Genomic DNA, 22,299 nt, shown 5'->3' with positions numbered 1-22,299 from the left:
CCTAAGGGTGCTTTTTTATGTCTTTATACTTACTTGTCTATGGCTTTTAAGTAATTTCTTAGTACCCAAATCTATTCACTTTGTGTTATCTTATTAATGCTGAATTCAGCACTATTTACAATATAAATCAGCAGACTAGATTAAATCGGTTTGCTACAACACATATCAAAGGAAATGACAGTGTCAGAAAATGTATATCAAGCCCCAGAAGCAAACCTCGCTACAGCATCAACAGAAACAACCACTTTAAGCATAAAAGAAATTTTGTTTTCTTTTAAAGGACGTATTCCTCGTAAGACTTATTGGTATTCAGCATTAGGTATGATTTTAGCTTCATTTGTTCTTATGTTTTTAGTAGCACTATTAACAGGTGGTAATGAGTCTGCTATTTCTGTAATCATGCTTATTCTCTATATTCCGCTAATATGGGTTTCGCTTGCGATTCAAGTGAAACGCTGGCATGACCGTAATAAATCAGGTTGGTGGGTACTAATTAGTTTTGTGCCATTAATTGGTCCTATCTGGGCTTTAATTGAAAATGGTTTTTTAGCTGGTGATGAAGCTGAGAACCGTTTCGGTCAACCTACTAGCTTATAAGCTATACTGTGTGCTCTGAATAACAGAGCACACAAAGCCAACTTGTCTAATGAAGCATTTAAATACGATTCAAATAGCTCGATTTATTATTAGCTTTAGTTGGTTTTATCATGGGCTGATACCAAAGCTTATTCACATTGCCCCCCTAGAGCTAAAAATGACAGCCAGTTTTGGTTTTAATCCCGAAATCTCAACGCTCATCACCCGAGCAGCTGGCATAGGTGAAATTATATTTGCCGTGCTGTTTTTTATTTTCTACCGTTCCATCTTAATCAATATTCTCAATATAGCTGCTTTAGTTGGGCTAATGCTGTTTGTTGCTGTTTTACAACCCGCACTTTTAATCGAAGCGTTTAATCCTGTAACTACAAACCTTGCCATAATCGCGTTTAGTCTAGTGCTTATAAATGAGCAAAAAGCGCCAAAAAAGTAATAAAGCCTAAACCGCGTAACAGCGCTTAATTTCGTCAATCATAGCGTTTGCTAAAGGGGAGCTGGCGTTTGTTTTTGAGGTGATTAATACCACAGGAATATCGTAGTGATATTTGTTTGGCTGAACAGCCTTAAAAATGCCTTTATCGACCCAGAACTGTGCATAGTGATCAGGTAAATAACCAATAAACTCACCAGATAAAATTAAATGTGCAATCCCTTCATCATGGTAGGCAACGGCACTATTTTGATAGTTTAAACCGTCGTTTCGGCTTTCTTTATCACGCATGTAGTTACTGGTAATCACCTCCGCTTCTTTGAGCAGCTCATTTATTTTCTTGTCTTCACAATTAAATAACGGGTGACCGACTGCGCAATACAGAAAGTTGGTTTCGTTATGTAGGGCGGTGTAATCTAATCCGCGAATATGATGGCGGCTAACACCAATCCCCACTAACGAGCGGCCATTGGCTACTGCGGTTTCTACCTCTCGTGCTTCACATACGTTAATATCGAACTGAATGTTTTTACCTTTTCCTTTTAACCTTGCAATAGCACGGGGAACGGCACAGCGTGGATCGCTAACCATGGTATCTATCATGGCGATACTTAAACGTCCCGATAACTCATTTTTAGAGCTTGCTACGGTATTAGCAAAGGCTTCGCATTGCTGAAGCAGTTCAATCGATGCCTGATAGGTGATAGCTCCTGCATCTGTAATTTCAAAGCCACTGCGGCCACGTTTACATAATTTAATGCCAAGCCTTACTTCTAAGTCTGATAAATGCGCACTGATGGTTGAGCGGCCAATATTCAAACGTGACTCTGCGGCTGAAAGCCCGCCACACTCAACAATTGCTACAAAAACGCGCAATAAGCGCAGGTCTACGTCATGAACTTGCATAGCTCTTCTTTTAGTTCGATAAATCTGGAATGAATAACGATAATTATGCATTTGTAAAACAACTAGAGCAAGCTAGACTCCCTCTAAATAAAACTAATCCTGTTCTTTAGGAGTTATAAATGACATTTAAGTATGGTGTTGACCAATTAACGTTAGATAGCGTTAATGCTATTGCAGCCGGTACGTTACAGGCAGAGCTTTGCCAAGAAGCAATTGATAAAATTAATAAAAGCCGCCAAAATGTAGACAAAATGGCTGCCTCAGATAAAGCCATTTATGGTATCAATACTGGCTTTGGTCCATTATGTGATACACAAATTTCTCCAGAAGAAACTAACCTACTACAAAAGAACTTATTGATCACACACGCTGTAGGTGTGGGTGAGCCAATCGCTAAACCTATTTCAAAGCTAATGCTAATCACCAAAGTACATGCATTAAGCCAAGGTTTTTCAGGTATTCGTTTAACCGTTGTTGAGCGTATGCTTAAGTTTATTGAACTTGATATCATTCCTGTTGTACCAGAGCAAGGTTCAGTTGGCGCATCGGGCGACTTAGCACCGTTATCGCACTTATTTTTACCTCTTCTAGGTGAAGGTGAGTTTTGGGTAAACGACACAATCAAGCCAGCAGCAGAAGTATTAAAAGAGCACGGTTTAGCGCCTCTAGATTTACATGCTAAAGAAGGTTTAGCGTTAATTAATGGTACTCAGTTTATTTTATCTCATGCCATTACTGCGCTTACTAAAATGCGTTACCTATTAGACCTTGCAGACATCGCAGGTGCTATGAGTATTGAAGGTATGCAAGGTAGCGAATCACCATTCCGTGAAGAGTTACATGCTATCCGTGCTTTTAAAGGTAACATCGAAGTTGCAGCGCGTATGCGCAGCTTTTTTGCAGGCTCTGAAAACATGGCTTCACATACTGATTGTGACCGTGTTCAAGACCCTTACTCACTGCGTTGTATTCCTCAAGTTCATGGTGCATCACGTAATGCGTATTACCACTTAAAAGAACTTGCTGAAACAGAAATGAATTCAGTTACAGATAACCCAATTGTGATCAGCGAAGAAGAAGCAATTTCGGGTGGTGGTTTCCACGGTCAACCACTTGCTATGGTATTAGATTATGCTTCAATTGCAGCAGCAGAGCTTGGTAACATTGCTGATCGTCGTTGTTACTTGCTACTTGAGGGCTTACATGGTTTACCGCGTTTATTAACGTCATCGGGTGGCTTAAACTCTGGCATGATGATCCCACAATACGTGACTGCGGCATTGGTAACAGAAAACAAATCTTTGTGTTTCCCACCATCAGCGGACAGTGTACCAACATCAATGGGTCAAGAAGATCACGTATCTATGGGTAGTATTTCTGGTCGTAAGTTAAACCAGATTTTAGGTAATCTTGATAAAATCTTTGCAATTGAGCTTATGTATGCAGCACAAGCAATTGAATTTAGACGTCCTAATAAGTGTTCTGACATCATTGAAGAAAACTTTGCATTAATTCGCAGCAAAGTTGCCAAATTAGAAGAAGACCGCTTACTTAAGCCTGATATTGATGCCATGGTAGAACTTGTTAAATCGCAAGCGTTTAAAGTTAACTAAGGGAGCAAATAATGACTTTTCAAGAACAAATTAAGCAAGGTATCCCAAGCGTATTGCCAGAGCCAAAACCGTATCCAAGCGATGCAAACCGAGCTCCAAAACGTAAAGACATTTTATTGGCCGACGAAAAGCAATTGGCTATTCGTAACGCATTGCGCTATTTCCCTAAAGAATGGCATCAAGAATTAGCTGCTGAATTTGCTGCTGAGCTCAAACAATTTGGCCGTATTTACATGTATCGCTTTAAACCTAACTATGAGCTTAAAGCGCGCTCGATCAGTGATTACCCGGCTAAATGCGAACAAGCTGCCGCTATTATGTTGATGATCGACAACAACCTTGACCCTGCTGTAGCACAGCACCCAGAAGAGCTAATCACTTACGGTGGTAACGGTGCGGTATTCCAAAATTGGGCGCAGTACTTATTAACCATGAAGTACTTAAGCGAAATGGAAGAAGACCAAACGCTACACATGTATTCGGGTCACCCTATGGGGTTATTTCCATCATCAGTTGAAGCACCGCGTGTGGTTGTGACAAACGGTATGATGATCCCGAACTATTCAAAACCAGATGACTGGGAAAAATTCAATGCACTAGGTGTAACTCAATATGGTCAAATGACTGCGGGTTCATTTATGTACATCGGCCCGCAAGGTATCGTTCACGGTACAACCATTACGGTAATGAATGCGTTCCGTAAAGTACTTGCAAAAGGCGAATCACCAAAAGGTAAGATCTTCTTAACTGCTGGTTTAGGCGGTATGAGTGGTGCTCAGCCTAAAGCGGGTAACATTGCTAACTGTATTACCGTGTGTGCTGAGGTTAACCCTAAGGCGGCTATTAAGCGTCATCAACAAGGTTGGGTAGATGAGCTAATCGATAACATGCCAGAGCTTGTTGAGCGTGTACGTACTGCTCAGCAAAATGAAGAAGTGGTTTCGATTGCCTTTATTGGTAACGTGGTTGATGTATGGGAAAGCTTCTTAGCTGAAGATATTTTCATTCACTTAGGTTCTGACCAAACTTCACTTCATAACCCATGGTCAGGCGGTTACTACCCGGTTGATATCAGCTATGAAGAGTCAAATCGTTTAATTCGTGAAGAGCCAGAAGTATTTAAAGAAAAAGTACAAGCGACGCTTAAGCGCCACGCCGATGCTGTTAACAAGCACACGGCAAAAGGTACTTACTTCTTTGATTACGGTAATGCGTTTTTGTTAGAAGCATCACGCGCTGGTGGCGATGTAATGGCTGATAATGGTATTGATTTTAAATACCCATCGTACGTACAAGATATTCTTGGCCCAATGTGTTTTGATTACGGCTTTGGCCCGTTCCGCTGGGTATGTACCTCAGGTAAGCCAGAAGATCTAGATAAAACAGATGCTATTGCTGCAGATGTTTTAAATAAAATCATGGCAGACTCTCCTGAAGAGATCCAACAGCAAATGCAAGACAACATCACGTGGATCAAAGATGCGAAGCAAAACAAACTTGTTGTAGGTTCTCAAGCTCGTATTCTTTATGCAGACGCACAAGGCCGCGCTGAAATTGCTAAAGCCTTTAATGATGCCATTAATCGTGGTGAAATTGGTCCAGTTGTACTTGGTCGTGACCACCATGACGTAAGTGGTACTGATTCACCTTTCCGCGAAACATCAAACATTTATGACGGTAGCCGCTTTACAGCAGATATGGCTATTCATAACGTAATTGGTGATGGTTTCCGTGGTGCAACATGGGTATCTATCCATAATGGTGGTGGTGTAGGCTGGGGCGAAGTGATCAACGGTGGTTTTGGTATGCTACTAGATGGTAGTGAAGCTGCCGAGCGTCGTCTGAAATCTATGCTATTATTTGATGTAAACAACGGTATTGCTCGTCGTAGTTGGGCTCGTAACGAAGAAGCTAATTTTGCAATTAAACGTGAAATGGCTCGTACGCCTAAACTTAAAGTGACCTTGTCTAATAACGTTGATGATGAAGTTTTATCAAACTTAGATTTCTAAGTTGTGTCAATGCAAAAAGGCTATGTTGTACACGCAACATGGCCTTTTTTATTGCCTAAAATTTTTAAATAGCGCATTGTTTAGGTAATAAATTTTTGGCTTAGCTAATGAGGAGATAGAGATGACTAAAACACTGACGGGTGAATGTTGCTGCGGTGCAGTGAGTTTTAAAGTTGCTGATAAATTTAGGCGTTTTTACTTCTGTCATTGTGAACAATGTCGAAAACTGAGCGGAACAGCTCACGCTGCAAATTTGTTTACCTCACCAGATGCTATCGAATGGGTAAAAGGTCAGCAGCATATAACGCGGTTTAATTATCCTGGTCGTGCATTATCTAGAGCGTTTTGTAAAACCTGTGGCTCTGCGCTGCCATTTGAATCACAAGACAGTAAATACCTACTTGTACCTGCAGGTAGTTTAAACGAAGAGCCAAGTAAAGAATTAGACGCGCAAATATTCTGTGAAGAACAAACCGAATGGCATAGAAAAGGCTTAAATGGCAAAAAGTTGATTGGCTTGGGTCGCGATTAAGCGCTTTGATAATTTGCTTTTATGAATAAAGTTTGACCAGCTAATCGAGTTTGATTAATCTTTAAGATACATTTTAAAAGGAGGTTTAATATGTTTAAAGTTTTAACCTTAGCTGCTTTAGTCTCGTTAGCAGTACCTACAAACGCAAATGAAATGACAGCCGAGTTTCTTAAAAATGAGCTAGAAATCGCTCATTCTCAGTACATCAAAGGTTCAAGCGATAGTGCGCTTTATGCGTTAAATGCACTCGCAAGAATTCTTGAGCTTGATAGCGCTAAAACGCTGCAAACAGAGTTAGGCCCTAATAATCTTGCGTTTACTTATCTTCGGATTGGACTTATTCATGAGCAAGCTGGTGAGCAGCAGCAAGCCAATAGCTACTTTGCAAAAGCAATGAATGTTCACCAAGGCGAAAAAAGTCAGCTTGCAGAGCTTAAAGCTTATGTAACTAAATTAGACAAATCAGTAAAGAGTTAGCGAGATACTAGAGTAAAGTTTGTAGGAGGCGTTTCAACGCCGAACATCGAAGGTTCACTGCTGAAGCCGTTCCTACTTGTGAAACTGTATAGGCTCTAACATCCTGACTCGCAACTCGCAACTCGCAACTCGCAACTCGCAACTCGCAACTCGCAACTCGCAACTCGCAACTTTAATCTTCTTTCTTTGCTTTTTTCGCGAGAATCTCAACTTCTGCTTTTTCGGTTACACCTGCCATACTAAGGGCTGTGCTGCCTACCGATTCATATTCAAGTTTGATTTTATCGAGTTTTGCGTCGTTTTTGTCTGGTAAGCTTAAACTACGTGACGACATCCCTTTGGTTAAAACCCCTAGGTTATCAAACACTTTTTCTTCACCGTTATTCATAACAACTTTAATTTTCTTAAGATTCACAGTGCCATGGGTACATTTAATTTTAATATGGCTGTAGTTGCTGCTGGTGATAGGATTAACGGTATCGGTTTCGCTTTTGTAGCTGACTTTTTTCTCGGCGATGGACTTCCAGTCGTCATCACTGGCTAGGCTTTGTGTGCTAGCTAGGGCTAAAAATGTTGTTAAAGCGATGAGTTTGATTATTTTCATTTGATTCCCTCCAAAAATTTTCATCATTAAAATTTATAGCACATAAACAGATTGGTTGCTTATGCAAAGTTCATAAAATAGAACCAAAAGCATTTTTTTATCGTATTAACTAATGCGTTATAAATTCACCAACCTTAATCAGCATGCTATGCTAGTAAAGTGTCTATAAGTTTATGGATTTTCAATGAGATATTACTTTTGTTTAGTGGCTTTTTTACTATCAACCTCGTCAATTGCTAGTGCTCTACTTGATGTGAAGCCGAGCAATAAAACGCAGTTTTTGGCTCTGATTAAAGATAAACAAGGTGATTACAAAGTGAAAGCAGGCAGTGATGTGGTTTGTCAAAACGCCTCCTTTTCATTGATAAAAGAAACAACTCAAGGATTTAGCTTAGGAACATTAATCGACTTTAGTGACTTACATAACGGTACGCAGGTAAAGAAGATCCCAAATTTTTGTGTTGTCAGCTCGAAGTTAAAATACTTTGTAAATGGGATTGTCAGAACTAAGCGCTACTTTCGCTGTGAAAATGAAGACGATAACGGTTCAACAACTGAAGATCTGCGTTTTAAAGATAATGGCAATATCACTTACACACTGAATAAACCTGAAGTTTCATGTGTGTTTGAAAAGCAATAAATGTTTGTCTCACGCAATTTCAAGCCTATTATGGGCTTTTATTTTTAATTGAAAATTCTATGACTAGCCAATTTATTCAAGCACTTTTAGTTATCGCCGCGTTTTACATTGCAAGCCTGATTATAGACCATGCTATTAAACAATTTCAACGACGCTTTGATTCAACCGCTCTTGAAACTTTTCGGCTTATTTCTAACTCGCAGCGTGCTATTTTATTATTCATTGGTATTGTGCTTGCGTTATCGAAACTGGGTTTTGACGTTGCCGCTTTAGTTGCCGGCTTAGGCCTAACAGGCTTTGCTTTGGGTTTTGCGTTGAAGGATGCTATTTCGAATCTAGTAGCAGGTGTCATGATTGTGCTTTATAAGCCCATTAAGCTTGGTAATTACATTGAAGTGAGCAATTCAAAGGGCACAGTGATTGACCTTAATTTGCGCTATATCACAATTAAAGGCGAGGGAGCGGTGCATTTAATTCCTAACTCTTTAATTTTAAGTAATAAAGTGTCAATCATTGATCGCGAAGATGATTAAGCACAAATTTTTGCCATAAAAAAAGCAGCCTAGGCTGCTTTTTTAAGTTTTAGCAAATTACATTTGAGATTGCAGGTAATTCTCAAGCCCTGCGGTTTTGATTAACTGTTGCTGTGTTTCAAGCCAATCAATCTGTTCTTCTTGCTCATTTAAGATGTTATCTAACGCTTCACGGCTGATGTAATCTTTTTTCTCTTCAGCAAGTTTAATTGCCGCTTTAAGATCGACTAATGAATCAAGCTCAAAGCTCATGTTAGCTTCGATCATTTCTTCTGAGTTTTCACCAATACGTAGGCGACCTAAATCTTGTAAGTTTGGTAAACCTTCTAAAAACAAAATACGCTCAATTAAACGGTCGGCGTTTTTCATTTTTTGAATAGATACTTTGTAATCAGCTTTGTCTAATTTTGAAAAACCAAAATCTTTAAACATACGAGCGTGTAAAAAGTATTGGTTAATACCCACTAATTCATTTGCTAATACTTTATTAAGTGCAGCAATGACGCTTTTATCGCCTTTCATACAATTAGCCTCTATTCGCCCATTTGAGATTGATGGTAGTTTTGGCTACCAATTTTGTCGATTAGACCCAGCTGTTGTTCTAACCAGTAAACATGATCTTCTTCTGTATCAAATAATAGCTTTTCAAGCACTTCGCGTGATTGATAGTCTTTTTCTTGTTCACAAATTGAAATAGCTTCTTTAACGCAGTCAACAACTTCTAGCTCAAGTGTTAAGTCATTTTGCATCATGCTTTTAACGTCTGAGCCAATTAATAAATCACGACGTTTAGTCATGTTTGGTACGCCTTCTAAAAATAGAATACGTTTTATCAACCAATCAGCGTGGTCTTTTTCTTCTTCCATTTCGTGGTTAAGACGCTCATACAGCTTATTTAGGCCCCAATCGTCATACATACGAGAATGAATAAAGTATTGATCTATAGCAGCTAATTCGTTTGCGAGTAGTTTATTAAAACTATCGATGACTTTTTGGTTACCTTTCATAATGCTGTCCTCGAATTCCAAGTTGCGATAATTGTAGTATATAAAAATAAGATTGCAAACATTTTCCTTTGTAAATCAGTTGTTTACTATTGAGTGTGATTCTCGTTTAAGTTTGCGTTAATGGTTGATAAATGAACAATTTATCGTTTCTATTCTTAAAGGTAAAAGCCCTTACTAAGAAGGGCTTGTTGCTCTAAACAAAAACTGCTTTAGAAGCTATAAGTTGCACCAAGTGTCATGGTCGTACCTAAACCATTAATGTTATAGCCACCATAAGTATAAGACTGCGCACGGGCAGGGTAGTAATCATTATTAAATAGGTTTTCTACACCCATAAACGCTTGCCAGTTGTTGCTAAAGTTATAACGACCGCTTAGGTTAAATAGGTTGTAACTGCTAATTGGACCTTGATCACCAACAAACTCACCCTCTGCATTTGGCTCAAAGCGTTTGCGTGAACCCACATATAAATAACTCACAGTGAGTGATAATTCATCATTTGGTTGCCAGTTTAAATTAGCAGTACCTTTTGGTGGGCTTATTTGGCGAGAACCTAAGTAAATGTCGTCTTCGGTGTTCTTACCTTCAACATAGCTGTAGGTTGCAACAAGTTTGAGAGTTGGATTAATTTTATAATCGATTAGTGTTTCGTAACCCCAGATCTCTTGTGGCGCTCTTACTGGCTCATAGACACCCGTTACCTCATTAAAGCTATTAGTAGTGCCAAACTCAGACGTACTGCGGTAAGCTGCAAATTCAAAACGTAAGTCATCAAACTGTGATGTAAAGCCAATTTCATAGTTATCGATGATTGATGCTTCTGTTTGAATTAGGCCAATATCATTTACTGTTGCAGAACGTAATAAGCGGCCAATATCTGAGATATCAGAACCTTGTGAATAATTGGCAAACGGGCTGAAGGCATCAAGCAAATTGTATTTAACACCTACGTTATAGGTGGTTGCATCGTAATCAATAGTGTCACCCTTTACACTAAGTGGCACTGAGCACTGTGTTTCTGAACGACAAAGCTTTAAGGTGTTGTAGTCATCAACGGTTAAATCAATACTCTCTTGGCGCACACCCGCTTTAATGATTAAATCATTATCGATAACCCACTTTGTTTGTAAAAAGCCAGCAAGGCTTTCCATATCCATCTCTGGTACCCAAACACGGCCATCAACAAGCGGTTGAGAAGTCACATCATTCAGTGCATCTAGGCCATAAATAAAGGTGGCTTCAACATTGTCAAAATCAACAAGGGTATTAAAGGTAGCGCGCGCCCCTTTCTTTTCTGAGCGAATAATTGATTGGCCGCCTTCGTAACCTTCGTCTGGGTTAGCTAAGTTTGTAGAAAAGAAAAACACATTCTCGATGTCTTGCATGTATAGATCGAGCGTCATTTGTGTATTAGTAAATAGGGCGTAGTCTGTATACTTTAAGGTTATGTTTTCGTTACCGTCTGGGCCTTGTGGTTTACCTTGCTTTTGAAGCTCTTTAGGTACATGAATCGCATAAGTTTTTTCGCCATCGTTCAGGTTGCCAACAACGTCACCTAAATCGGTTTTTTGTTGAGAGCTAAAGTAGTTATAGCTAAATTGCAGCTGCTTCTCATCATCAAAATCATAGCCGAGTTTGGTAAAGTAGTTTTCTGTTACTGCATCAGATAAACCATACTGCAAGCCAAGAATATCGCCTTCGGCGTCACGTTGAACACCATTTTCTTCGTAACTTGCGGTAAATAAATAGCTAATTTTATCAGCACGACCATTAATTGCTGCAGAGACTCGCGCACCGGCGCTTTCTTCTAATTTAACTGCACTAAAACGTGACGATAGGCTGATCTCACCTTCTGGCTGACCATCACTTGTTGCCTGCTTTGTGATGTAGTTAATGATACCGCCCGATGCACCATTACCATAAACAGAGGTAGCGCCTTTGATCACTTCGATACGCGCAATGGCGCTTGGATCGAGAGTTTTAACTCCTAATGAGCCGTTTCTGAGTGGTGTCGATTGCGGCACTCCATCGATCATTACAAGTGGTGCACGACCACGTAAACTCTGACCTGTATTACTCGAACTGCCGGTATCTGGTGCTAGGCCTGGTACCATTTGCGCAAGTAAGCTTTGTAATTCTGGATTAACTTTTAAATGTTCTTCAATTTGCTGTTGGCTAATAATAGTGACAGAAGCTGGGACTTCATCAATGCTTTCAAATACACGGCTGCCTGATACAACAACGTGTTCCATTTCTTCTACGGTAAGGTTTTTATTTATGGCATCATCAGCAAATGATTGGCTGCTAATTGCAATAGCGACCAGAGTCAGAGAAGTTTTTAACATGCTTGTCCTTAATTCTTGTTTGATTGTGCGGCAGTCTAAATGTAAAGAAGAGTAAAGGCAAGGTTAATGATAATGATTTGCAATAAGTCCTTTGGTTCTGTTATATAGCGATGAATTTAGCATCCACGAATGTTCAATGGATGCTTAATAGGTGAGTATTATATTTGAACCCTTACTAATTTTGCGTGTTCAGAGTATTGGTTTTAAAGCGCTAACATAGGTGTTACTGATATTTCTAGTGTTACCTAGCAGGCAGCACCCAAATTTGTGAATAAACAGTTGATATAGCGATGTGGTTGATTGCCACTTTAGCATCAAGTGTTTTGCCACCAATTTTACACATTCATGTGATTATATATACGCAGTAATATAGCTTTGGCCGAGAATATGAGTTCGTTTAATGATGAAAGGCCGTTGTATAATTAATCTGTCAGATAAAGTGTCTATCTGTAATGCCGTTTGTACCAAAAGTAAACACCTGAGATCGTAAAAAATAACGGTGATAAAGCAAATATCAACCACAATAATTGCACAATTGGGCCTGCAAAATCACCAATATGAAACTTATATTTGAAGTTCCAAGTTTGAGTGGTCAAAGAGCTTTCGCTGGCATCATAACTTGCTACAATATCGGCTGAATATGGGTTTGCCCATACCCAACTATAGGCATGGCTTTCACCTGGGTTCTCTATTCTAAATCCTATGTTGTCACTTGGTTTTTTCGGTAAATAAATTCTAAATAACTTGCCTTCAGGAAAAACAGTTTGTGCGTTATCAAACGCTTTTTGCACTTGAAAGGGCGTATCCGCTAAAGGGGGAATAACCGCTGGTGGTTTAGGTCTATCTTCAACTGTGCCTTGCATCACAAATTCTAATACGGCTTTGGTTTGTTCTTTCCAGTTAAACGCCATACCTGTGTAAGCAATTAAAATGAGTGGAATTAAAAAATACACACCCAAAACGGTATGTAGCTGATACATCAGTACTCTAAACTTTGCTTTACGCTTAATAGCCAAACGTTTCATACGATTTTTTGGCTTAACCCAAATATAAAAGCCGAGCAGAATTTCAATAATAAGAATGAGCGCACACACCGATACCCAGTTTCTTAGAGGGCGGCTTTTATCGCCATCTTCATAAAGCAGCCAGCGGTGCAAAGCCATGGTAAAGCCATAAATCGTACTGTAATAATCGTATTCATGTAAAACCTGACCATTGTATGGATTAACACTCACATAGCGGTTATTTGCTAGTTGTAATTGCCACGCTAGATCACTGCGCTGCTCTGGCATTACCAGAGTAACAGGTTGTTTAGTTGACGCTGAAACGTGATTGATTAGGTTATCAAAATCAAGTGCTGAAGCCGCTGGCGTTACTGTCCATCTATCACTTTGAGTAAGGTATTGAATGTCTTTTGCGTAAATAAGCAAAGCACCGGTCAAACTTAAACAAATTAAAAATAAACCGCTTACTAAGGCAAGTAATAAATGCGTACGACGTAACCACAACTTCAACAAGATTTGTTCCTTCAGTTTGCTTTAACACAAAACTGAATAGTAAATGATAACGCGAAACATTTACACTAAAACTTGTTCAATGGTACAGCTTTCAATTGCAAAGTTGTTATGTAAAAAGTGACGTATATCATCGTTACTGATGCTTTGCTTGGCACGAAACTTTAGCTCGCAATGAACGTGATGATCATCTATCTGCCATGTTTTAAGGTAATCAACATCAGTGATTGCAAATTGGGCTTTAAGCCTATTGATAGCGTCTGTTACAGCAAAATTATCAGGGGCTGCTTGCATTAAAATTTTACTACTGGCAATTAACAGTAAAATGCCGTGATAAATGACATACATTGAAATCAGCATAGTGGCAATTAAATCAACAATATACCACTGGTAGAGAATGATTAAGGTACCCGCAATGATTACCACAACTGAGGCTAGTGCATCAGACACATTATGTATAAACGCAGCACGAATATTCATACTGTCTTTTGCACCCGCTTTGTAAGTTAATAGGGCGGTGACAAGATCAACAACCAGCGCAAGACCCGCAACCCAAATGATGATCCAGCCATCAATGGGGTCGGGGTTTAAATAGTTGGTGATCGCTTCAAAAATTAAGTAACCACCAATCACAATTAAACTTAAACTGTTAAATAGCGTGGCTAAAATTTCTGCACGTTTATAACCGTATTGATAACGATGATTAGCAGGTTTGGCACCAATTTTTCGGGCAATTAGGGCAATGAATAACGACGAGGCATCGCTTAAATTGTGCAGCGCATCAGCAATTAACGATAAGCTGCCAGAAACGAGGCCGCCAATCACCTGAGCGACAGTTAATAACACATTAATTGCAATTGCCAGCATGAGTTGGCGGGTGCTTTGGTTATTTGTATCGTGATGATGGTGGTGTCCGTGTCCCATATAAATACCTAGTTATTGATTTGCTTTATTTTTATACCATGCGTGCCTTTGTAATAAAATGTTTGTATTGGTTTGTTTGCTAACAGATTATAATTTTCTGTTCAAATGCGGGTGGATTTGTTAATTTAGCGCCGATGTACCAATTTTTAGTTCTAATTTTTAGGCTCAATGTGAAAGCTGCATTTATTATTTTGATTAGCGTATTATTGCTCCAGCCACTGCTGGATAGCTTTGATGTGGCCGATCATAATGTTGCGTTTAATCACACCTCGGTACTGCTATAAGAAGAAATTGACCTTGAAGCTCATTGCGCTGCCAATGGCGATCATCAACTACATCAATCAGAGCATGACGAGCTTAGCAAACAGTTGTCTGACTCAGCCGAGAAAGGCCATTGTCATGTTTGTCACAGCCCTGCATTTTTAGATTCGCTGCAATTGTCTGAACCTACTGGTGTCTATTTCACTAAAATTGAATCACTTGATTTCAACTTCAAATCGCCTGACTTAGCACCGCTACATCGCCCACCTATTTTAGCTCTTACTTAATCCCAAACCCTTTTTAGATGTTATTTGGGCTTAGCCCATTTTAAGTAAGAGACAATATATGTATTTAAGAAATTTTATGCGTTATGCATTGCTGTGCGTATGCTACATGACTGTGACAAATATTTATGCGACAGAACAAGCGCATAATCATCAAGAAAATGAGCAAGCTGAACATGCTAATGAAGTCAGTTTAACTGAGCAGCAACAGCAACTAGCTAATATCAAGGTTGAGCGCCTTGTACTGAAAAAATACAAGCAAATCTTGTATGCACCGGGCGAAATTAAAGCCAATGGCTATGCCAGTTATTTGGTGTCACCGCGTGTTGATTCAATTGTTGTAAAGCGCCATGCCTTATTAGGGCAGCATGTAAATAAAGGAGACTCTTTAGTCACTTTATTTAGTGGCGAAGTGGCCAGCCAGCAAACTGAATTTAGGTTAGCTGAAGCCGAGTTAAAACGGCTAACTAAAATGACAGCTGGCACGGTAAGCAAAAAGCAAATTCTAACTGCTAAAGCTGAATATGAAGTCGCTTATAGCCGATTAGTTGCCTTTGGTTTATCAAAACAAGCTATTGCAAAAACACTCACCATAAACCCAGAAAAACTCGGTGAATACACCTTGTTTGCACAAACATCGGGGGCTGTTTTAACCGATAACTTTGCCCAAGGTCAGCGAGTCGATTCGGGGATTGAGTTGATGCTAATAGCCGATGAATCAGCGCTTTGGGTTGCTGCTCAGCTTTCAGCTAATCAAGACCGTACTATCAGTAATGGCTCTAGGGCGCTGTTAGAAGTTAACGGTAATCGCTATCCAGCAACAGTTATTCAAGAAGCACATACCATTGATGAACAAACACGCTCACGCACCGTTAGGCTCGAGGTAAAAAACACTCAGCATAGTTTGCATCCAGGCATGTTTGCCGATGTGTATTTTCAATTTGAAACGGATAAAGCAGTACTTGCTGTACCTGAAAATGCATTAACTCGCAGCGCAGATGGTGACTGGCAATTGTTCGTCGTTGATGACGATGGCAGCTTTGTCGCCCAAGAAGTGAACCTCGGCAGACGTTTTGGCGATTATCGTGAAGTGCTGGATATTCAAGCCGGGCTTGAAGTTGTCACCCAAGGTGCATTTTTTATTGCATCACAACTAGCTAAAGGCGGATTTGATCCGCATAACCACTAGAGGTGACGCATGTTTAATTTATTAATTGAGGCGGTGATAAAGAACCGTCTACTTGTGCTTTTGGCCTTACTTACGGCGATTGCGGTGAGTGCATTTATGATCCCAAAACTCAATTTAGATGCCTTTCCTGATGTTACGAATGTGCAAGTGGCGGTAAATACCGAAGCGCCAGGACTTGCGGCTGAAGAAGTCGAGCAACTGATCACATACCCGATAGAAGCCGTTATGTATGCACTGCCTGATGTAGAGCAGGTTCGTTCTATTTCTAAAACGGGTTTATCGGGTGTTACTGTTGTGTTTAAAGAAGGGGTTGATATTTACTTTGCTAGGCAACTGGTTTTTGAACGTTTGCAGTCTGCTAAAGAGTTGATCCCATCTGGTGTGGGTACGCCAACCATGGGCCCTAATACATCTGGGCTTGGGCAAGTCTATCAGTATTTACTTGAAGCAAAGCCGGGTGCAAACATTGATAGTATGGCACTGCGTAGTTTAAATGATTGGGTGGTTAAATTACTTATTTTACCTATTGATGGTGTGACCGATATTCTGTCATTTGGCGGTGAGGTTAAGCAGTATCAAGTGAACATAAACCCCAATAAGCTACTTGCTTATGACTTAACACAGCAAGATGTTAGTAACGCCCTAGATGCTAACAACAGTAATGTGGGTGGCTGGTATATGAACCGAGGCCAAGAGCAGCTTGTTATTCGTGGTACAGGTTGGTTTACTCCAGGCGAAAAAGGACTTGCTGAGATTGCGCAAACGCCTATCAAAACCATTGATGGTACGGTCGTTAAAGTGGCTGATGTTGCGACTATTGAGCTTGGCAGTGAGATTCGCCAAGGTGCTGTTACCTTGTCTAAACGCAATGATAAAGGCGAAATAGTTAATCGTGGTGAAGTGGTTACTGGTATCGTGCTCAAACGGATGGGTGCAAATACCAAGCAAACGATTGATGGCATAAACGCGCGTATCGAGATGATAAATCAAGCATTGCCAAAGGATGTTGAATTTAAAGCAATTTACGACCAAGCAGAGCTTATCAGCCAAGCAGTACAAACGGTTATTGATGCACTGCTTTTAGCTTTTGTCTTTATTATCATAGTATTAGCACTATTTTTGCTTGATTTAAGAGCGACATTTTTGGTGTTATTGTCGATCCCTATTTCGATTGGCTTAGCACTGAGTGTAATGGCATGGCTGGGATTATCGGCAAACTTAATGTCGTTGGGTGGGATTGCTGTTGCCATTGGTATGCTGGTGGATGGCTCTGTAGTGATGGTTGAGAATGTATTTAGGCACTTAGGGCTTAAGCATAATCAACATAAGCCTTCTTCGGAGCTGGTTGCAATTGCTGCAAAAGAAGTTGCGCGGCCTATCTTTTTTGCTTCTTTGATTATTCTAACGGTATTTTTACCACTGTTTAGTTTTGAAGGCGTTGAGGCTAAGCTATTTCAGCCAATGGCTGTGAGCATTATGCTGGCAATTATTAGTGCAGTGATCGTTGCCTTGGTTGTAGTGCCAGCTCTGTGTGTGTACTTATTTGCTAAGGGCGTGACAGTAAAGCAAAGTATTTTGTTAAAACCTATCGATATGCTTTATCAAAGGGCTTTACAAAAAGCATTGCAGGCTAAACGCGCCGTTTTAGTTATAGCAGGGTTATTACTGATTGTAGCTGCCGTTATGCTACCAAGGCTGGGTACTGAATTTGTGCCAGAGCTTGAAGAAGGCACTATCAATCTACGTGTGACACTTGCTCCCTCTGCAAGTCTCGATACAGCAATCTCAGTTGCACCAAAGCTTGAAGCCATGTTGCTTGAATTTAGTGAGGTGGAATATGCGCTGAGCCGAATCGGTCGGGCTGAAGTAGGGGGCGATCCTGAACCGGTTAACAACATTGAAATCTATTTAGGCTTAAAACCTCATGAGCAATGGGTTAACGCGAAAACACGTGTCGAATTGCAAAAACTAATGGAAGCCAAGCTTGAGCAATTCCCAGGGCTTTTATTTAACTTTTCACAGCCTATAGCAACCCGAGTAGATGAGCTTTTATCGGGTGTTAAAGCGCAATTGGCCATTAAGTTATTTGGTAGTGACCTAGGCGTTTTAACTGAAAAAGGCCAACAAATTGAGCAGCTAGTTCAGCAAATACCTGGCGCTAAGGATGTCGCGATGGAGCAAATAGGCGGCGAAGCACAGCTTATAGTTAAACCCAACCGTTTGGCGTTGTCGCGCTTTGGCTTATCGGTGGCTGATTTGATGGATGTAGTTCAGCACGGTATTGGCGGGCAATCGGCAGGGCAAATCATTAATGCTAATGAGCGCTATGATATTTATGTGCGCATAGCCCAAAGATTTCGCCAAAACCCGAATGTGATTGCAGATCTTCGACTGCGAACCCCCGCGGGTGCCATTGTTAGGGTGGGGGATGTAGCCGATGTACAGATTGAGTCAGGCGCTCCTCAAGTTCGTCGCGATGATGTTCAAAGGCGGGTGGTTATTCAAGCGAATGTGCAGGGGCGAGATATGGGCTCTGTAGTTGCAGATATACGCGCTAACATTGCCGATAAAATACAGCTACCAAGTGGTTACAGTGTTGCCATTGGCGGCCAGTTCGAAAACCAGCAACGGGCACAACAGCGGCTGATGATTGTAGTGCCTGTGGCCTTGTTACTCATTGCGTTATTGCTTTATTTTGCTTTTAGTAACCTATCGCAAGTGGTGCTTATTCTTGTCAATGTACCTTTGGCTGTGATTGGTGGGGTGATTGCATTATATGTCTCTGATCAATACTTATCTGTACCCAGCTCTGTAGGGTTTATCACGCTATTTGGTGTTGCGGTATTGAATGGTGTGGTGATGGTCGAAAGCATTAATCAAAGGATTATTGCCGGAGATAGCAAAGACAAAGCGGTATTTGAAGGAGCTATTTCGAGGTTAAGACCCGTACTAATGACTGCGCTAACCTCAATGCTTGGGCTAATTCCGATGCTGCTTAGCACAGGAATAGGGGCTGAAATACAAAAGCCCCTTGCCACGGTTATTGTTGGCGGGTTGGTCAGTGCAACCCTCTTAACTTTATTTGTACTGCCGGTACTTTATAAGTCGATGAGTAAGTAAATAAAGCAAAATGGGGCTAACGTTTAGTAGCCCCTTTTTTTAATGCAATGTATTTCTGTAAAGGGCGTTTACACCACGCTAAAGCCCTTATAAACTGGGCATTACAATAATGATGTAAAAAAGGAATACAGAGTGAGTAACGCAATTACAATTCGTCCGGCAGTCGCAAGTGATGCTGCAACAATCCTACATTTTATTACCGAACTTGCTATCTACGAAAAAGAACCTGACGCAGTTAAAACAGACGAGCAAGCTATTTTAAAAACGTTATTCAGTGAAGGCGCAACGGCTCATAGTGTTATTTGTTTAGAGGGCGACACACCAATTGGTTTTGCTGTGTATTTTTATAATTACTCAACGTGGCTTGGCAAAAATGGGTTGTATTTAGAAGACCTTTACGTAAGCGCAGATAGCCGTGGTAAAGGTGCCGGTAAGCAAATTATGCAATATCTTGCTAAGCAAGCACTTGAAAAAGACTGTGGTCGTTTTGAGTGGGTGGTACTTGATTGGAATAAACCAGCCATTGATTTTTACGACAGCATTGGTGCTAAACCGCAAAATGAGTGGATTATTTACCGCCTGACAGGCCAAGAGCTTATCGACTTTGCTCATCAATAAGCAATGTTGATGTAGTTTAAAATAAACAAATAAAAACATAAATAAAAATCATTTGCATTTGTGTGTGTCGGTGTGTAGTTTAAACACATACTGAGACTGGTATAAGTGCAGGTGATTTTTATGACTCAAACAACACGCCACACACCTTTAACTTCAAACGCCATTGATGATGCGCTTGTCCCTTGGCAACGTGCTATTTATAAAGGCAATTTAGCATTTGAATCTGGCGAACTTATTACTGCGCGTGATCATTACACGGTTGCAAGCAGCTGCGCCGAAACACTACTCGCACAACTTTCTAATATCCCAATCAACCAGTTGGTTACTCGCTCGTTAGAGCATTGTATTGCAGCATTTGTTGTTGCAACTTTGAATCTTGCAGATACCTTTAAAGTGATGCAAAAACCCGAAAAAGCTTGCACTTGGCTTTGCCATGCTCATCAACAATTAAGTATGCTTTTAAGTCACCCAGAGCTGCAAGTTCGCACCTTGGTCCTGCATCATCATCACAAAACCTACTTTGAGCTGGTTAAGTTTGCCAGCATGGCATCAGCATTTCCGACACTCATTAACCGAATCAATCAGCTATTAGCTGACCATCCCCACAAAACGCAGTTATTACATTAACGATAAGGAATCAGTATGTCTTTTACATTACCCGATTTAGCGTATGACTATGATGCACTTGAACCGCACATTGATGCGAAAACTATGGAAATTCATCATACCTTGCATCATCAAACCTATATCAATAAAGCGAATGTTGCACTAGAGGGCAGCCATTACTCTGAGCAAGATGCTGAAACATTACTACGCACCATTTCATCAATGCCTGAGTCATTACAAAAGGCAGTGCAAGAGCATGTAGGTGGCCATTATAATCACTCATTATTTTGGCAAGTTATGTCACCTAATGGCGGTGGTGAGCCAAGTGAAGAGTTAAATACCGCCATTGTTGATACATTTGGCAGCTTTGACGCATTTAAAAAGCAATTTACTAATGCAGCGGTAAGCCGTTTTGGCAGTGGCTGGGCTTGGTTATGTGTTGATGAAAATAACCAGTTGGTTGTTGAAAGTAGCCTCAATCAAGATAGCCCATTAATGCATAACCATACGCCAATTTTAGGTCTTGATGTGTGGGAGCATGCGTATTACTTGAAATATCAAAATCGTCGCCCTGACTATATTGCGGCATTTTACGAAGTGATTAATTGGCCGGAAGTAGAGCGCCGATATTTAGCCGCACTTAAATAGCTGTTTAAATAGTTAAGGTCCGAAACCGGCTAGTCAAAAAATAATATTCAGTTAAGCTAACGGTATTAGCGTGTAACGAGAATAATTATGACTAGCCAACAATGGCAGACTGCAAGGCAAAGCCGCGATCCACGATTTGATGGGGTGTTTTTTGTGGCGGTAAAAAGTACTGGTATTTATTGCAGACCAATTTGCCCCGCACCAACGGCACAAGAAAAGAACGTTGAATATTACCAATACGCGCACTTAGCTGCGCAAGATGGTTTTCGACCCTGTATTCGCTGTCGCCCAGATAGTGCACCAAATAGCCCAGCTTGGCTAGGTACTAAAACCACAGCATTACGCGCAAAACAATTGATAGATAAAGGTGAGGCTTACGACTGTGAGGTTTTAGCAGACAGACTCGGGGTGTCGAGCCGCTATTTACGCCGTTTGTTTAACCAACATTTTGGACTGTCGATCACCCAATATAGATTATTTAACCAATGCAATTTCGCCAAGCAGCTATTACAAGAAACAGATTTGTCGGTGGCAGATATCGCATTTGCTTCTGGCTTTAATAGTATTCGTCGCTTTAACGATGCTTTTTTAAAGCAGTTAAATATCGCTCCTTCAAAGTTACGTAAGTCAGATAAAAAACCAGCCTCAACATTAACTCTAACACTGGCATTTAGGCCGCCTTATAACTGGCAAGCACTCCATGACTTTTTGCAGCGCCGTTTAATCAGTGGGTTAGAATGGTTGAGCACAACAAGCTATGGTCGCACTTTTAAAGATAAATATTGCCAAGGGCAATTCACTGCGCATTTTGTTGAGCATAAAAACCACTTTAAAGTGGCGATTGATATTGATAACACCCGCTATTTACAGCAAGTGATCCATAACATTCGTCGTGTGCTTGATTTAGACGCCGATACGCATACCATAGAACAGCATTTAGATGCAGAGCTTAAAGTTTCAATGCCGCTTTGTGTTGGCCTGCGTTTACCGGGGATTTGGTCAGATTATGAAGCGGGCATACGAGCGGTCCTTGGTCAGCAGGTTAGTGTTACAGCGGCTCATAACCTAGTGTCACAGCTTGTGAGTGAGTTTAATCAGCAAAGTAATAACCACTATTTTCCAAGCCCTGAATGGGTTGCCAATTCTGAACTCGATTTTTTTAAAATGCCACAATCACGCAAAGATGCGCTACGTCGTTTAAGTGCTTATTGTCAGCAAAACCCAGATAATCAAGAGCTTGATAATTGGTTAGAGCTTAAAGGCATTGGCCCGTGGACAGTTAATTACGCCAAACTACGTGGTCAAAGCCACCCAGATATTTTACTGGCGGGCGACTTAGGGGTTAAAAAAGCCCTCGCTGGAATCAGCGAATTTAATAGCGAGCACTGTGCGCCATTTCGCTCTTATTTAACTTTTCAACTATGGCAACAATTATGAGT

Annotated in this window: 22 protein-coding genes; 15 read left to right on the top strand and 7 right to left on the bottom strand. The window is 40.5% G+C overall.

Annotated features, from left to right (window positions below):
* Positions 1–180 precede the first annotated feature (180 nt).
* The gene (locus EVU92_RS17860; RefSeq protein WP_205987947.1) at positions 181–597 is read left to right on the top strand and encodes a DUF805 domain-containing protein; all 417 of its coding nucleotides are present in this window, start codon (positions 181–183) and stop codon (positions 595–597) included.
* Positions 598–646: 49 nt separating this feature from the next.
* Positions 647–1,030 carry a DoxX-like family protein gene (locus EVU92_RS17855; RefSeq protein ID WP_130052521.1) on the top strand — a complete coding sequence of 128 codons (384 nt, stop codon included), beginning with the start codon at positions 647–649 and terminating at the stop codon, positions 1,028–1,030.
* Positions 1,031–1,036: 6 nt separating this feature from the next.
* Here the strand turns inward: EVU92_RS17855 and EVU92_RS17850 are convergent, their stop codons facing one another.
* The gene (locus EVU92_RS17850) at positions 1,037–1,933 is read right to left on the bottom strand and encodes a LysR family transcriptional regulator (RefSeq protein WP_130052519.1); all 897 of its coding nucleotides are present in this window, start codon (positions 1,931–1,933) and stop codon (positions 1,037–1,039) included.
* Positions 1,934–2,052: 119 nt separating this feature from the next.
* Between EVU92_RS17850 and hutH the strand changes: the two genes are divergently transcribed.
* The 4 genes from hutH (at position 2,053) to EVU92_RS17830 (ending at position 6,567) form a co-directional block, all read left to right on the top strand.
* Entirely contained in the window at positions 2,053–3,546 is a 1,494-nt protein-coding gene (hutH, locus tag EVU92_RS17845) for a histidine ammonia-lyase (protein WP_130052518.1), read from the top strand.
* 11 nt (positions 3,547–3,557) lie between these two features.
* A complete protein-coding gene (locus EVU92_RS17840) occupies positions 3,558–5,558 on the top strand; it encodes a urocanate hydratase (protein ID WP_130052517.1) in 2,001 nt (666 codons plus the stop codon).
* A gap of 121 nt (positions 5,559–5,679) precedes the next feature.
* Complete coding sequence (locus EVU92_RS17835) at positions 5,680–6,090, top strand: GFA family protein (protein WP_130052515.1); 411 nt, start codon at positions 5,680–5,682, stop codon at positions 6,088–6,090.
* A gap of 90 nt (positions 6,091–6,180) precedes the next feature.
* On the top strand, positions 6,181–6,567 hold the full coding sequence (locus tag EVU92_RS17830) for a hypothetical protein (protein ID WP_130052514.1): 387 nt from the start codon (positions 6,181–6,183) through the stop codon (positions 6,565–6,567).
* Positions 6,568–6,739: 172 nt separating this feature from the next.
* Here EVU92_RS17830 and EVU92_RS17825 read toward each other — a convergent pair whose 3' ends face one another.
* Positions 6,740–7,171 (bottom strand): hypothetical protein, encoded by a 432-nt coding sequence (locus EVU92_RS17825; protein ID WP_130052512.1) that lies wholly within the window; start codon positions 7,169–7,171, stop codon positions 6,740–6,742.
* Between the two features lie 184 nt (positions 7,172–7,355).
* On the opposite strand from EVU92_RS17825, the gene EVU92_RS17820 reads away from it, so the two are divergent.
* Positions 7,356–7,811 (top strand): hypothetical protein, encoded by a 456-nt coding sequence (locus tag EVU92_RS17820; RefSeq protein ID WP_130052511.1) that lies wholly within the window; start codon positions 7,356–7,358, stop codon positions 7,809–7,811.
* Between the two features lie 59 nt (positions 7,812–7,870).
* Positions 7,871–8,344 (top strand): mechanosensitive ion channel domain-containing protein, encoded by a 474-nt coding sequence (locus tag EVU92_RS17815; RefSeq protein WP_130052509.1) that lies wholly within the window; start codon positions 7,871–7,873, stop codon positions 8,342–8,344.
* Between the two features lie 57 nt (positions 8,345–8,401).
* Here the strand turns inward: EVU92_RS17815 and bfr (EVU92_RS17810) are convergent, their stop codons facing one another.
* The 5 genes from bfr (EVU92_RS17810) to EVU92_RS17790 form a co-directional block, all read right to left on the bottom strand.
* Entirely contained in the window at positions 8,402–8,866 is a 465-nt protein-coding gene (bfr, locus tag EVU92_RS17810; protein ID WP_130052508.1) for a bacterioferritin, read from the bottom strand.
* 11 nt (positions 8,867–8,877) lie between these two features.
* A complete protein-coding gene (gene bfr / locus EVU92_RS17805; protein WP_130052506.1) occupies positions 8,878–9,351 on the bottom strand; it encodes a bacterioferritin in 474 nt (157 codons plus the stop codon).
* A gap of 209 nt (positions 9,352–9,560) precedes the next feature.
* Positions 9,561–11,696: a TonB-dependent receptor gene (locus EVU92_RS17800; protein ID WP_130052505.1), complete on the bottom strand. Its 2,136-nt coding sequence runs from the start codon at positions 11,694–11,696 to the stop codon at positions 9,561–9,563.
* 443 nt (positions 11,697–12,139) lie between these two features.
* A complete protein-coding gene (locus tag EVU92_RS17795) occupies positions 12,140–13,210 on the bottom strand; it encodes a PepSY-associated TM helix domain-containing protein (RefSeq protein ID WP_130053016.1) in 1,071 nt (356 codons plus the stop codon).
* A 63-nt stretch (positions 13,211–13,273) separates the two neighbouring features.
* Entirely contained in the window at positions 13,274–14,134 is an 861-nt protein-coding gene (locus EVU92_RS17790) for a cation diffusion facilitator family transporter (protein ID WP_130052503.1), read from the bottom strand.
* A gap of 368 nt (positions 14,135–14,502) precedes the next feature.
* Between EVU92_RS17790 and EVU92_RS17785 the strand changes: the two genes are divergently transcribed.
* The 7 genes from EVU92_RS17785 (at position 14,503) to EVU92_RS17755 (ending at position 22,297) form a co-directional block, all read left to right on the top strand.
* Complete coding sequence (locus EVU92_RS17785) at positions 14,503–14,682, top strand: hypothetical protein (RefSeq protein WP_130052502.1); 180 nt, start codon at positions 14,503–14,505, stop codon at positions 14,680–14,682.
* 58 nt (positions 14,683–14,740) lie between these two features.
* Complete coding sequence (locus tag EVU92_RS17780) at positions 14,741–15,868, top strand: efflux RND transporter periplasmic adaptor subunit (RefSeq protein WP_130052500.1); 1,128 nt, start codon at positions 14,741–14,743, stop codon at positions 15,866–15,868.
* Positions 15,869–15,877: 9 nt separating this feature from the next.
* Entirely contained in the window at positions 15,878–18,988 is a 3,111-nt protein-coding gene (locus tag EVU92_RS17775; protein ID WP_130052498.1) for a CusA/CzcA family heavy metal efflux RND transporter, read from the top strand.
* A 132-nt stretch (positions 18,989–19,120) separates the two neighbouring features.
* Positions 19,121–19,606: a GNAT family N-acetyltransferase gene (locus EVU92_RS17770; protein ID WP_054552102.1), complete on the top strand. Its 486-nt coding sequence runs from the start codon at positions 19,121–19,123 to the stop codon at positions 19,604–19,606.
* A 120-nt stretch (positions 19,607–19,726) separates the two neighbouring features.
* Positions 19,727–20,233, top strand: coding sequence for a hypothetical protein (locus EVU92_RS17765; protein ID WP_130052496.1), 507 nt, complete (start codon positions 19,727–19,729; stop codon positions 20,231–20,233).
* Positions 20,234–20,248: 15 nt separating this feature from the next.
* On the top strand, positions 20,249–20,860 hold the full coding sequence (locus tag EVU92_RS17760) for a superoxide dismutase (protein WP_130052495.1): 612 nt from the start codon (positions 20,249–20,251) through the stop codon (positions 20,858–20,860).
* Between the two features lie 87 nt (positions 20,861–20,947).
* Complete coding sequence (locus tag EVU92_RS17755) at positions 20,948–22,297, top strand: AlkA N-terminal domain-containing protein (protein ID WP_130052494.1); 1,350 nt, start codon at positions 20,948–20,950, stop codon at positions 22,295–22,297.
* Positions 22,298–22,299: the final 2 nt, after the last annotated feature.

It is taken from the genome of Pseudoalteromonas sp. MEBiC 03485 (genome assembly GCF_004195145.1).
GTDB lineage: Bacteria > Pseudomonadota > Gammaproteobacteria > Enterobacterales > Alteromonadaceae > Pseudoalteromonas > Pseudoalteromonas apostichopi.
This window is presented reverse-complemented; position numbering and strand designations above follow the sequence as displayed.

Excerpts from the sequence above, each read along its gene's own strand:
- EVU92_RS17800 (WP_130052505.1), bottom strand. The coding sequence starts at position 11,696 with ATGTTAAAAACTTCTCTGACTCTGGTCGCTATTGCAATTAGCAGCCAA.
- EVU92_RS17840 (WP_130052517.1), top strand. The coding sequence starts at position 3,558 with ATGACTTTTCAAGAACAAATTAAGCAAGGTATCCCAAGCGTATTGCCA.
- EVU92_RS17830 (WP_130052514.1), top strand. The coding sequence starts at position 6,181 with ATGTTTAAAGTTTTAACCTTAGCTGCTTTAGTCTCGTTAGCAGTACCT.
- hutH (WP_130052518.1), top strand. The coding sequence starts at position 2,053 with ATGACATTTAAGTATGGTGTTGACCAATTAACGTTAGATAGCGTTAAT.
- EVU92_RS17775 (WP_130052498.1), top strand. The coding sequence starts at position 15,878 with ATGTTTAATTTATTAATTGAGGCGGTGATAAAGAACCGTCTACTTGTG.
- EVU92_RS17780 (WP_130052500.1), top strand. The coding sequence starts at position 14,741 with ATGTATTTAAGAAATTTTATGCGTTATGCATTGCTGTGCGTATGCTAC.
- bfr (WP_130052508.1), bottom strand. The coding sequence starts at position 8,866 with ATGAAAGGCGATAAAAGCGTCATTGCTGCACTTAATAAAGTATTAGCA.
- EVU92_RS17760 (WP_130052495.1), top strand. The coding sequence starts at position 20,249 with ATGTCTTTTACATTACCCGATTTAGCGTATGACTATGATGCACTTGAA.
- EVU92_RS17855 (WP_130052521.1), top strand. The coding sequence starts at position 647 with ATGAAGCATTTAAATACGATTCAAATAGCTCGATTTATTATTAGCTTT.
- EVU92_RS17755 (WP_130052494.1), top strand. The coding sequence starts at position 20,948 with ATGACTAGCCAACAATGGCAGACTGCAAGGCAAAGCCGCGATCCACGA.
- EVU92_RS17815 (WP_130052509.1), top strand. The coding sequence starts at position 7,871 with ATGACTAGCCAATTTATTCAAGCACTTTTAGTTATCGCCGCGTTTTAC.
- EVU92_RS17825 (WP_130052512.1), bottom strand. The coding sequence starts at position 7,171 with ATGAAAATAATCAAACTCATCGCTTTAACAACATTTTTAGCCCTAGCT.
- EVU92_RS17850 (WP_130052519.1), bottom strand. The coding sequence starts at position 1,933 with ATGCAAGTTCATGACGTAGACCTGCGCTTATTGCGCGTTTTTGTAGCA.
- EVU92_RS17835 (WP_130052515.1), top strand. The coding sequence starts at position 5,680 with ATGACTAAAACACTGACGGGTGAATGTTGCTGCGGTGCAGTGAGTTTT.
- EVU92_RS17820 (WP_130052511.1), top strand. The coding sequence starts at position 7,356 with ATGAGATATTACTTTTGTTTAGTGGCTTTTTTACTATCAACCTCGTCA.
- bfr (WP_130052506.1), bottom strand. The coding sequence starts at position 9,351 with ATGAAAGGTAACCAAAAAGTCATCGATAGTTTTAATAAACTACTCGCA.
- EVU92_RS17765 (WP_130052496.1), top strand. The coding sequence starts at position 19,727 with ATGACTCAAACAACACGCCACACACCTTTAACTTCAAACGCCATTGAT.
- EVU92_RS17790 (WP_130052503.1), bottom strand. The coding sequence starts at position 14,134 with ATGGGACACGGACACCACCATCATCACGATACAAATAACCAAAGCACC.